The sequence below is a fragment of the Sphingobacterium suaedae genome (assembly GCF_042684625.1).
In the GTDB taxonomy this organism is placed as follows: Bacteria; Bacteroidota; Bacteroidia; order Sphingobacteriales; family Sphingobacteriaceae; genus Sphingobacterium; species Sphingobacterium suaedae.
Map to the genome: position 1 here is coordinate 484,152 of NZ_JBHULR010000004.1, position 11,893 is coordinate 496,044.

Sequence of the window (11,893 nt, forward strand, 5' to 3'; positions counted from 1 at the left end):
TATCCGGCGCTAGCTGTCATGCCTTTGCCACCGATACCCGTCCGAATATGTATGCGGTGATCGATATCATGTTCCACGATGTGGTTTTTGTGTTGCGCATAGAATCCAGACCACGTCGTGGCGATACTGTGGATAGGTAACGGCAGAATCCGATTGGCTTCCGTCAGCATCAAGTCATTGATAAATTGCTTGGAAGTGAATCCCAACTCTTCGAGTTGATCTGCCGGAGCGTATTCATGCGAGTCTCCAATGATGATACTGCCGTCGGGCGCTTGTTTAAATAAGATATGAATACCCCATTGTTGCAGTTCTTGATAATGTGCCGGTGCAGAGACGTTATGAAACGACGGGCAGTATGTTTCAAAGCTCTCATACCGTCGTATTGTTAGGCCGGTTAGTATATTTCCGGCTAAAAGAATGTCTTTTAAGGGAATGGTACGTAGCATCTGTAGCTTACTGATCTCGAGGTTGCTGTCGTTGAACAGTTCGCGAAAAAGGATTTTGAATTCGTAGCCGTTACAGATAATTACGTGGTCTGCTTGAAAGGTTTGTTTATCGGTAGCCGTGACCGTAACACCTTGCGAGGACGAGTCGCATCCGAGAACCGTTGTCTGATAGCGTAGTGTATAGGTCTCAAATTTCTGTTCAAGATAACGGTGCAGGCGTTGTATCATGACGTCCGGTTCCACACTAAGTTCCTGTCCAAACACAAGTGCTTCTCGTACATAATCTTTTTTCAGCTGGGGGAACCTTGACAGAACCTGTTCTTTATGCCATAGCTCATGTGCATAACCCTTTGTGTGGTAATGGGCAGAGAGTTCATGGATGATCTGAACTTCGTCATCATCGGAAGCTAGGTAATAACTGCCGTTATTCCGAACCGAAATATCCAACTCCGTTTGGATCGTTTGATAGATTTCGAGTCCGCGCACGCCATAATCAAACCATTCTCCCGCCATCCCAGAAGGAACGACCTGTCCAAAATTACGAACGGTTGATCCTGCTGGAACACTATCTTTCTCCAGATGTAATACGGTCAACCCTTTTTTTAAGGCATGGTATGCGTGGAACGTCCCTAGGATCCCGCCACCCACCACGATCAAGTCATATGTCTTTGTGTGCATGTGTTAGTATGTATTTTTTAATAAACCTGTTTTTAGTTGATCCTCGTTTGCCGACCACTGCACCGTTTCAGCTAAAATAGTATGTTTTTTTTTCCGACCAAAATAGCGATACGACAGTGCGGAAAGTATGGTTCCACCAATAGACGCCCAAAATACAAGCTGGATAAAGTAGTCTCCCCAGCTCACGGAATCAGGAAGCAATTCTTTATTGAGCAGGATCATAAAACTTCCTAGGTAACCGATGGAATCTGCGATGTACATAATAAAACCTATATTGCCGCGGATCTGAAATGTGGCGATGAGGCGTTCGAAAAAGATTGCATTGTAGGGAATGTAGGCCATGTATAGTCCTAGGCCAACCAAAAGCATCCACGTCGTCCCATCTATTTTTTCCAGATGAAATAAATAAGTGGAGAAACCGGCGATCAGAAATCCGAAAAGTATTTTGATATGGATAATTTTAAATGCCTTTTGATTATCCTTTACGAGAATAAGCAGGCTCATAAAAACTAAGATGATGAACGAAATTATTCCATCGACTTTGGCGTAGATACTTGATCCGTTGACGTGCAACTTCTCCCAGATTTCGACTTCAAAGTTGTCTCGGATATCCCTTATTATCGTCAGCAACGTATAGAGGACAACGGTCAATGCAATGCCTGGAAAAAAGGTGCGGAGAAATTGTTTGCGCATCGCTTTATCCATCTGGACGCGTTCTGTTCGAAATAATTTGTCTTCCGTCGTTGGAGGAGGTAACTTTTCCAGTAAGGCGACACAGCCGATAAAAGGTATAAAAAATAAAAGTCCCGTACAAAAAGGCATCCAATACTCGTTCACGGGAAATACATCCATTAGCCAGCGGCCGACACTTTTTACTAACCCCGAAGCAAAAACCAGACTGACGGCCATGACCGCTCCCATAAATTCCGTATATTTTCTTCCCTCAAGGTAGCTGAATACCAACCCCCATATCATTCCTAACGGAAATCCGTTCAAAAAAAGAAAAAAAGCATTCCAAGGGTGTGGACTGACAGCAAAACCAAATAGACCAAGCCAGGAGAGGAGGATGAGCATAACAAGTGATCGGCCACGCCCGGATGCTTTGCTTTCGGCGATGAACCGGATGCCATAAAATTTGCTCAACATATATCCCAACATTTGTATAATGACTAGACAGACCTTATAATCCATTCCGAACAACCTCTGGTCTTCAAATTCTGCTGCTGTGAATGATTTTCGAAAGGCGTACATGCTTGTATAGCACATAAACGCTGCAAACGCTGTGATTACTACGATGAGCTTTCCATTCCATTCGGATAGTCCCCAGCTTAACTTTTTTGTATATGGCATATTACTTGTTAATTCTGCCGCACTCGTGCGTTACCAATCAAAAGTAAAAATCGTACATTACCTATATACTAAACAATTGTTAAGTATTTATAAACTTTTATAAGCGTTGCTCCCGAATAAAAAAAAGGACCACCATGTAGGTAGTCTCTTTTGGTATTTGTGCCGATTAATTTGTAAGTATGGGTAGAACCTCCCGTAAACTGTTCGCTATTAATTCGGGTTGAGCCGTTGCTAATTGTTCCCAGGTATGCGCGCCAGTGGTGACGCCTATGTTTAGGCTACATCCGGCATTTTTACCTTCTTGTATGTCGATGGTGGAATCTCCTATTTTCGCTACGGTTGCACCCGATGGAATTCCAAAGAGATGCATGGCGTGTAGGATCATGTCTGGGTGGGGGCGGTTGTTGGCTACATCATCGGCGGTCACCAAGGCATCAATCGTATTGCCAATTGTCCATCCTAACTTCGTGAGGAGCGCTTCTGCCGTGGAACGATTGTAGCCCGTGTTTAAAACCACGCGTATTCCCCGCTGCCTTAGACGGGCAAAAAACTCTTCGGCGTATGGTTGGGGACGGATAACTGCGGTGCGGTACGTATCATCTAATGACGCCAGAAAATCGTCAAAAATTGCTTCGATACGTTCTTGCGGAGTTGGTCCGGCATAAGCAGAGATGATCGATTCGATCGCCTGTTTCTTTTCTTTTCCTGCGCCTTGGGCTAGCACCTGTTCCAGACTGAAGTCGTAACCTGCTTTATGGATTGCTCGCTGAAGTGTCTTATACACCAGATTATCCTCTTCGATTGTCGTTCCGGCCATATCGCAGACCACCAAATTAATGTCCGTTTTATTTTTCTTGGATTCCATATTGTATGCGTTATTGTATGCGTTCACAGTAAACGAATAGAGCTACAAAAGTAAGTAATTGTTTAGTATTTATAAAATAATAGACGATTTTTAATTTTGAAGTGCGTTAAAATGGCTCAATGAATAACCTGTATTTGTTTTTGTTTATGTTTACTAAACATGGTAGTGTTAAAAAAAGCGGCTTTTAGCCGCTTTTAGGTTAATAGGGTTTGGATAGGGTCTTGTTGTTGCAGAGGAAGGACTCGAACCTTCTGACACCCCATATGCTATGGTATGCTCTGCTCATGTTTCTCCACGAAACTGCTGCAAATGTACGTGTTTCTATGCCACGATTATACGAGAAAGAGAATGGTAACAATTTCTTCGCGTAATCTTAATCTAGAAGGCGATTGCTGGTTTCTGTTGGAAAGGATAAAAAATGTTAAATCGTTGAATTCCGAACGGGACACATCGTTTTATGTTGAAATAAATGGGTAATTTCCCTGATGCAACTCTCTAAATTTTTGAAATTAAATAAGCTCATTTTTGTTTTTTTTCCGCAATTGTGGATCAGTAATTTGGCGATTTCGGTGTTGATTGTCGTCTTGTCGTTACAGCTTCGTTTGGCATGGGACTGGAACTATTTGCATTTTTTTTTGTGGATGAAGCTAACAGGATATGGACTATCTATTCTTGTTGAGTATTTCTTTTATAGGCAGAAAAGGAGCTACTTTATAAAGAATATCGGATTTAGTTATCGACAAGTATATACGACATTATTTTTGACCGACTTATTATGCTTTTATATGTTATGCGTGATGCGGAGTTACTATTTGTAGAAAGCCCGGTATTTTACCGTCGAGGCAATAAAGTATTGAATGCTATATACCTGTCTGTGCAAGAAGGAGAAATTGTAGGTTTGTTGGGACGCAATGGTTCCGGGAAATCAACGCTGCTGAACATCATTTTTGGAAGCTTACGCGCGCCTGATGCCTACTTGCGGTTCAAAGGGACACGGTTTAAGCAAGGCTATCGAACAGCTGTCATAGGGCTGTTGCCACAATGCGGATATTTGCCGCTTGATTTCCGGTTGAAAAAACTTGTTTCGTTTTTTGATATGGATGTGCCCCGTTTTTTTCGAATACCTTTTATCCGAAGCGCAAACACATATTTGGGCGAATTTTCGGTGGGGGAGCGGCGGCTGCTGGAAACGATGCTACTACTGTGTAGTACAAAGCCGGTTCTATTATTGGACGAACCATTTGCCGGATTAAGCCCCGTTCAGGTGGAGTGGTTGCGCGAACAGCTGTTGATAACAAAAAGAAATAAGGGGATCCTCTTAACGGATCATCGATATCAAGATGTAATGGAGGTTAGTGATCGCACTATCCTATTAAAACACGGAAATGCGATACCGATCCGTAGTCGGGACGATCTTGTGTTTCATCAGTATTGTAAGCTTTGAGACGTGGACGGAGCTCTTGCGGGTGGTAACTGTAGGAACACGTTTACCCGCATAGCGCACGTCCTGTGCACTATGCAGGGGCGTATAATCCGGTGGATGGGACTGTGGGCTAGGGAAGAAGATCGTATACACGGACGTAATCTACTTCTAGTTTAGCAGGAAAAATATCGTCGCTTACCCCTTGGCTTCCTCCCCAGTTTCCACCAATCGCCAAATTGATCAGCCAATGAAATTTTTGATCGAAAGGCCATACTTCGAATCCAGTCTTCTCATTGGTAAAGTGGAAAATTTCCAGGTCATCGATAAAACCTTTGATATATTCCGGCGTCCAGTCGACGCGATACGTGTGAAACTCCTGGGAGGCATGCGCTATCTTTTTAGTTGCTGTTTTTTGGGTGTTAATGGAATGATGATACGCTTTGGTGTGCACGGAGACATGAACTACGTCTTGGTCGTAACCTACGTGCTCCATAATGTCTATCTCTCCAGAGCTGGGCCAGCCACCATATGTCCACGTTGTCGGTAACATCCAGATCGCCGGCCAGGTTCCTCGCCCGGTAGGTAGTTTGGCACGTGCTTCAAATCGTCCATAAAGAAAATCACCCTTTCCTTTGCTGACAAGTCTTGCGGAAGTATAATTCATTCCACCTTTCTGTTCTTTCCGGGCCGTAATCTGTAAGACTCCGTTCTTAACCAGTACATTCGCGGTATTAGCCTCGGTGTAATATTGGAGTTCATTATTTCCCCATCCTTGGTGTTTTGACCCGACATCATACGACCACTTGCTTTGGTCGGGTAAGCCATTATAGTTAAATTCGTCTGCCCAAGAGGGTGTGTTGCTAAATGCATAGTTGGTGGGGGTAGGTGATTGATCGGTGGGGTGATCGTTTTGTACAAAGAATGGAATGTTCGCCGTTGCAACATGGTTATGTCCGTCGGAAACGTAAACGAACAATCGGTAGGCGCCCCCTGTATGCGGTGTGGTCAATTCGGCTTGTTGATGGGATAGGGCTTGCACATGACCCTGCAATGCCTTCGGGCGGCTCTCCCGATCACCGCCTTCTTTTAGGTCTGTGCTTTCCGGCAATAATTCCCAACGCGTTTGCAGGTCGTCATTGTCGGGATCGTTAACAACGAGACTGAGTGGATATTTTTGGTCAGGCTGTAAGTAGATAAAATCCGTGGCTTTTTTGTTATCGAGCAGTGCAGCGTCTAGATGGGGAGCTCTGTTTTTAGGCCATGTTCCTTTCCACAGATACTGCATGACGTCGATAACCTCACTTTCCTCGCCTTTCTCCGTGAAAAGTCCATACCAGGTTGGGGTTCGTTCCTGTTTCTGTCCCCATAAAAAAACATAAGATCCGACACAATGATTGTCCTTGGCGATAGAGGCTTCGTATCGCGCCTTGTACACAGCAGCCTTTTCGCTACTGCTTTCTTCGATAGATGCTTTCCAGGGAGTTTGTAGGCTTTCCCAGTGACCAGTAGGGCCCCATTCGGTGACCATATAGGCTTTATCCCACCCCGCTGTTTTTAGTTGCTGTGGAACGGACGCTAACCCACCGTAAACTTGTACAGCGATTAGATCCAGTGCAGAACATTTTGTCTTGATGAGGTCGATTTCTTTTTTATTGATGCCTGCCAGCATCGTGGTCACGAGGTGATTGTTATCCAATTGCTTGATCATGATTGCCACCTCATTAACGGCATCCCATACCTTCGGATTGCTATAGTGTAAGTTCAATTCATTACCAATACCCCATGCCAGCAGAGCGGGATGATCTTTGTATTGCTCAACCTCTCGGCGCACACGCTGCAATTGTTCTGCGACAGCCTTGGTGTCGTTGTAATCGAAACCATGCCGTTCCACGCCCATTTGAAGACCGAGTGTGACCGTTAATCCTAAGCGATGGGCTTCGTCCAGTATTGTTCCAGCATCCTTGGTGCTCCACGTGCGTACAGAATTTCCTCCGTAGTCGCGTAGCTTTTCCAATTGTCCGGTACCGCCAGCACCTTTAATGAAATAAGGGTTGGCGCCCCGTTGTATTCGAAATCCATCATCGGTTTGAACAATTTGTGTTTTCACAGCTCCATGCGGTTGGGCAACTAAACCGTTAGACAGGTAGCTCATAAAAAAAAAGAGAAGGGTAATTAGGGGAAATATCTTGGTAAACATAGTTGTGAAAATAGATGAACAATTTAAAAATACGAAGTCCGTGTAAGGCATCGCTGTGTACGAAGTGGCCGGGGAGAGGACACGGCGAAGCAACTACACGTTTTTAGCGCATCCAGTTACCTCGTCCTGTTCCCTAAGTTGTGGTCAAAAACGATTTTATACGTTTTAGCCACGGCCGATCACTTATTTAAAATTAGCATTCGCATCAATCTGTGTTTGTGGAATGGGCAAATATTCGCTTTGTCCTGGTACAAACTTGGCGCCAAATACCTGTTGTGCCCGGCCCGTGCGTACGAGATCGTTGAATCGTTCTCCCCACCATTCACAGGCAAATTCTGCCCGACGTTCTTCCAGGATTTGGTCTAGCGTAACACCAGTGATTGGCGGAAGCTGCGCACGTTTACGCACGATTCCGAAGGGTTCGTCTCCGTTTTGGCCCTTGCGTACTTTCGCTTCCGCGTTCAAAAGCAATACATCCGCATAACGTAAAATCCGTACGTTGTTGTTCGCTCCATATTCAAGTCGTCCCTCCGTCATCTGCGATGTGGGAAGATAGGCTTTTCCATTAAAGTATTTAGTGCCGAAGGGGTTGCCGTATACACGGTCGCCACTAGGCGTAACAGCAAAAGTAGCCGGGTCGCCATTCACACCGCAATGTAATATTGTCGTTTTTAACCGGGTGAGGTCGCCACGCTCTGTGAGAAAATCTACAATATTCTGGGATGGGGGGATCCATCCGGCGCCGGAGATCGCACTGCCTCGTTGGTCGCCTGCTGGCCCTTGCCATTTGAAGAATGTTCCCCAATCCACTCCAGGACGCACGATATCGCCGGTGGGCAGGCCAAAATCAGAGTATTGTAGTTCAAACAACGACTCATTGCTCAGTTTGCCTTCGATTTTAAAAAGCTGATAGAAATCCGCAAACAGCGAAAATTTATTGCTACCGATAATCTGGTTTGTCGCCTCCAGGACATCATTCCAAAACGGGCTGCTATTGTCTGCTCCGGCTAGGTCGGCGGCCGCTTTAGCCTTCAAAAGAAGCGCTGAATAACGTGTGACCGCGCCTATATGTTTTGATTGGTTTGGTCGGGCATCTTCCAGATCGGGGATAGAAGCGTTCATCTCGTCGATGATAAATTGCCGGACCGCAGTTGCGGTACTCTTTTCGATGGTCGTAAGACGCGCGATATCGCCGCTATCCGATAAGATGGGAACATCACCGAATAGGCGGGACGCCATTAAATGCGCATAGGCGCGCAAGAAACGTATTTCCGCTTTATATTGTCTATTTAACGCCTGCGCTGCGGCATCGCCGGAAGGGATGTGCTGGGCGAAGAGGTCAAGCTCCATCAAGGCATTATTCGCAGTTATGGCAAGACTATAATAACTGATCCAGGATTGATTCAGCCCCCAGTAGGACTGGATCGTCACGTCTCGTTGGAAATTTTTTATTCCCATGAGTTCAGGATTGTCGTTCGGGTTTGGTGCCGCCTGTTGATAGTCATCGTCACGCATACAGCGAATAGAGAGATCTATCCAATGGACGAGGTTGTCGTCGGAAGCGGCACGGTACACCCCCGACACCGGAGCATACATCAATTCCATGTTGGTGTAATCTATTTCCTCTGATCGTTGCTGATTTTCTAAAGGTTGGTCTAGAAACTTTTCACAGCCACTCCATAATATACCGAAGGCAATGCATCCTCCAAGTACGATATACGTATATAATTTCATGATATCTTCTATTTAATTGATGATTAGAAACTTGCGCGGAATCCTAAACTGTAGGTTGCCGATATGGGGTATACGTTCGCGTCATAGCCCATGCCCGATACTTCTGGCGTAAAGCCGTTATACTTCGTAAAAATAGCCGGACGATCCGCTGTAGCAAAAATGCGTACTGGGATGGATTCCCTTACTTTAAAGCTATATCCGGCTTGTATATTCTGAATCCGTATATAGGCACCGCTTTCCACAAAGAAAGAGCTCGCCTGCAGGTTCCACGACGCTACACTTCCCTTTGCGGATGGGTAGGTGTTTGAGGATCCTTCGCCAGTCCATAATCCTTCAACAAAGGCAGCGTCGGCATTCATTTGGGGATATTTACGACGCATGGCTCGATTTAAGTTGTGTATCGTATTGCCGGTGACACCCTGGAGCGCGATGCTCATATCAAACCCTTTGTAGTCGAGTCCGATTTGAAAACCATATGTTAATTTCGGAAGATAGTTTCCAAGATTGATGCGATCTGCTTCGTCGAGTTCGCCATTGTTATTTTGATCTTTATATTTTAAATAACCGGGTTGGATGGGAGCTCCGGGATTGAGTTCATTATAGCGGCGCGCGATTGGATCAGCTTCTATCTCTTTTTGATTTTGATATACACCGGCTACTTCATACCCATAGTAATAATTAATCGGTTGATTTTCTTCGATTCGGGCGGGGAATTCTGCAGACCACTCCGGAAAGCCATTCATGATGTTATCCAGTCCGCCCAGGTCAAGAACGCGATTTTTTAAGGTGGTCATATTGGCGCCGATGTTATAACCGAGTGAGCCGACCTTGTCTTTCCAGTCTATACTTATTTCCCATCCGCTATTTGCAACCGTCCCCCAGTTGCCATATACACGGTCCCACATAAAAGGTATCGGTCTGCTGAACGCGAGATCTTTTGTTTTACGGTGGTAATAGTCTACTGTGCCGCTCAACCTATTACGGAGTAAGGCGAAGTCGATACCGCCATCCCATTCTTCCACGACTTCCCATCGTACTTGCGTGAAGAAGCGATTGACACGGTATCCGGGTACACGGCTTCCGTAGGTTTGGCCGATACTGCCAAATATGGCTGAATTGTTGTTCCCAGAATTGACAATAGCATAACCTGCATTAGGCTGGATGCCATCATTTCCAAGCAATCCCCAGCTACCGCGGATTTTTAGCAGATCGAAGAGCGACTGTCTCTCCATAAATTTCTCCCGACTCAGCACCCAACCCAGGCCCACGGACGGAAAGTACCCCCATTTGGTTTGATATTTTGAGCTCCCATCCGCGCGGAAGGTTGCCGTTAGTAGGTAGGTGTTATTATAATCGTAGGTTCCGCGTGCAAAAAACGAGATACCAGAATTCCGGAATCCATTCTCGCCATACCCAGTTGCTGAGCCGATTCCCTGAGCACCTTGTCCGGCGTACCAAAATTCCGGTGATTCGGGCACATCATTCGCAGATACCCAAGTTTCCCGCCAGCGTTCTTCACGGGTGGACTGTCCCAATAAAACGCTCCAATGATGATCGGCAGACGCATCACGATACGTTAAGAGGTTGTCAAGTATATAGTTCGTGTTCTGCGCTTGTGCCGATCTCAAATACGAACGATCACTACGCTGGTCATTGTCTATATAATACACCGGTGTATAGCTGGTATTGTGCGTCGATTGATAGCGGTTGCTAAGCTGAGACCGAAACGTTAGTTTATCTTTCCAGAGTGCAAGATCTACATAGAAACTAGGCAATACCTGTATTCCTTTTCGTTGGTTGTTATTATAGTAGGCCGTGGCGATTGGGTTATTAAACCAAAAACCGGTGGGTATTCCTATGGCTGCGCTACTCCCAAATTTTACCGGCTCGGCGAGCTCCAGCGCGGGGTCATAAGCTGGATAGAGCGGGGAAGCAAAGTAAGCTTGTCGGAAGGCAGCGTTGTTGGGTAGAAATTCCTTAAAATTGTTTACATGAGCGGTAAATCCAATCTTCAGCCAAGAGGTAACTTTTGCTTCTGTTTGCATGCGAAGATTATACTTCCTGTGAAAATTCTCAGCATCCATAATTCCCTTCTGATCCAAATAGTTTATTCCAAACGAATACGAGATGTGCTCGCTTCCACCTTGTATGTCTAAATTATGGTTGGTTAATACAGCTTTCGAACGAAGGAGCTCTTTATACCAATCTGTACTGACAGCGGGATTTGTTGCATCTCCTCCAAATTTGGTGACCGCATTGTTGACAATGTAGTCGTCCCCCTTTGCCAGGGAATAGGCTGCAAATTGTGATCCATTGGCCATTTTTAAGATGTTCGTAGGAATCTGGAAACCTGTGTAACCATGGTATGTTACTTGCGGTTTCATCTGCAAACGCCCTTTTTTCGTGGTGACGATGATAACGCCATTTGCCGCCCGTACTCCATAGATTGCGGCACCGGATGCATCTTTTAAGACGGACATGTCGGCAATATCATTTGGGTTAAGGAAGTCAATGTTGTCCATAAACATACCATCGACCACATATAGCGGATTCTCGTTGTTGAAAGAGCCAACACCGCGGACCCGTACGGTTGGTGTAGATCCCGGTGCACCCGAGCTGACAACCTGTACACCGGTGACGGCTCCTTGTAAGGCGTCCATTGGCGACGATACTGTCCGTTTTATAGCATTATCCATATTTACGGTGGCTACTGGAGCGGTTAAATCTCCTTTCCGCTGCGTACCGTATCCCACGATGACGACCTCATCCAAATGCAAATCGGCATCGGGCTGAAGTTGTATATGAATAATGTTGGTGCTAGCAGACACTGTAATGGGCCGGTATCCTAGAGCGGATATGACCAAGGAATCTGCAGAAGCTGGAATGCGCAGGCTGAATTGTCCGGCCTCGTCACTGCTCGTGCCAATAGTTGACGCATTCTTTACTGTAATGGAAGCAACCACGGGGGCAGCTAGATCGTTCGTTACTTTGCCTGTCACCGTTCTGTTTTGCGCATGGGCTCGTCCCAAAAAACAAAAGAAAGAGGTGATCATAGCAAACAAGAGTAATTTGTTTTTCATGTACACTCAAATTAACATTGGAAATTTTTGTTTATAAATCAGTCTGTCAAAATTAGGTGTGCTGATCAGAATCCGCGTGCATAGGGGTACATCATTTATACATCAAAATGGTCTATTTTC

General features: G+C 45.5%; 7 protein-coding genes. 1 reads left to right on the forward strand and 6 read right to left on the reverse strand.

Annotated features, from left to right (window positions below; genetic code table 11):
- The 3 genes from ACFSR5_RS11630 to ACFSR5_RS11640 all read right to left on the reverse strand — a co-directional run.
- Positions 1 to 1,124 (reverse strand): TIGR03364 family FAD-dependent oxidoreductase (locus ACFSR5_RS11630; RefSeq protein WP_380903905.1); only part of this gene is annotated, 1,124 nt, incomplete at its 3' end.
- A gap of 3 nt (positions 1,125 to 1,127) precedes the next feature.
- A complete protein-coding gene (locus ACFSR5_RS11635; RefSeq protein ID WP_380903907.1) occupies positions 1,128 to 2,474 on the reverse strand; it encodes a DUF5690 family protein in 1,347 nt (448 codons plus the stop codon).
- 166 nt (positions 2,475 to 2,640) lie between these two features.
- Complete coding sequence (locus ACFSR5_RS11640; RefSeq protein WP_380903909.1) at positions 2,641 to 3,339, reverse strand: phosphonatase-like hydrolase; 699 nt, start codon at positions 3,337 to 3,339, stop codon at positions 2,641 to 2,643.
- A gap of 775 nt (positions 3,340 to 4,114) precedes the next feature.
- Here ACFSR5_RS11640 and ACFSR5_RS11645 point away from each other — a divergent pair.
- Positions 4,115 to 4,783, forward strand: a complete 669-nt coding sequence (locus ACFSR5_RS11645; RefSeq protein WP_380903911.1) for an ATP-binding cassette domain-containing protein — start codon at positions 4,115 to 4,117, stop codon at positions 4,781 to 4,783.
- Positions 4,784 to 4,892: 109 nt separating this feature from the next.
- Here ACFSR5_RS11645 and ACFSR5_RS11650 read toward each other — a convergent pair whose 3' ends face one another.
- The 3 genes from ACFSR5_RS11650 to ACFSR5_RS11660 all read right to left on the reverse strand — a co-directional run bounded on the left by ACFSR5_RS11650 (position 4,893) and on the right by ACFSR5_RS11660 (position 11,773).
- On the reverse strand, positions 4,893 to 6,914 hold the full coding sequence (locus ACFSR5_RS11650) for a family 16 glycosylhydrolase (protein WP_380903913.1): 2,022 nt from the start codon (positions 6,912 to 6,914) through the stop codon (positions 4,893 to 4,895).
- A gap of 228 nt (positions 6,915 to 7,142) precedes the next feature.
- Entirely contained in the window at positions 7,143 to 8,693 is a 1,551-nt protein-coding gene (locus ACFSR5_RS11655; protein ID WP_380903915.1) for a RagB/SusD family nutrient uptake outer membrane protein, read from the reverse strand.
- 23 nt (positions 8,694 to 8,716) lie between these two features.
- Entirely contained in the window at positions 8,717 to 11,773 is a 3,057-nt protein-coding gene (locus ACFSR5_RS11660; RefSeq protein ID WP_380903917.1) for a SusC/RagA family TonB-linked outer membrane protein, read from the reverse strand.
- Positions 11,774 to 11,893: the final 120 nt, after the last annotated feature.

What these genes read in the sequence shown, in the direction of transcription:
- ACFSR5_RS11635 (WP_380903907.1), bottom strand. Translation starts at nt 2,474, where the DNA reads ATGCCATATACAAAAAAGTTAAGCTGGGGACTATCCGAATGGAATGGA.
- ACFSR5_RS11640 (WP_380903909.1), bottom strand. Translation starts at nt 3,339, where the DNA reads ATGGAATCCAAGAAAAATAAAACGGACATTAATTTGGTGGTCTGCGAT.
- ACFSR5_RS11645 (WP_380903911.1), top strand. Translation starts at nt 4,115, where the DNA reads ATGCTTTTATATGTTATGCGTGATGCGGAGTTACTATTTGTAGAAAGC.
- ACFSR5_RS11650 (WP_380903913.1), bottom strand. Translation starts at nt 6,914, where the DNA reads ATGAGCTACCTGTCTAACGGTTTAGTTGCCCAACCGCATGGAGCTGTG.
- ACFSR5_RS11655 (WP_380903915.1), bottom strand. Translation starts at nt 8,693, where the DNA reads ATGAAATTATATACGTATATCGTACTTGGAGGATGCATTGCCTTCGGT.
- ACFSR5_RS11660 (WP_380903917.1), bottom strand. Translation starts at nt 11,773, where the DNA reads ATGAAAAACAAATTACTCTTGTTTGCTATGATCACCTCTTTCTTTTGT.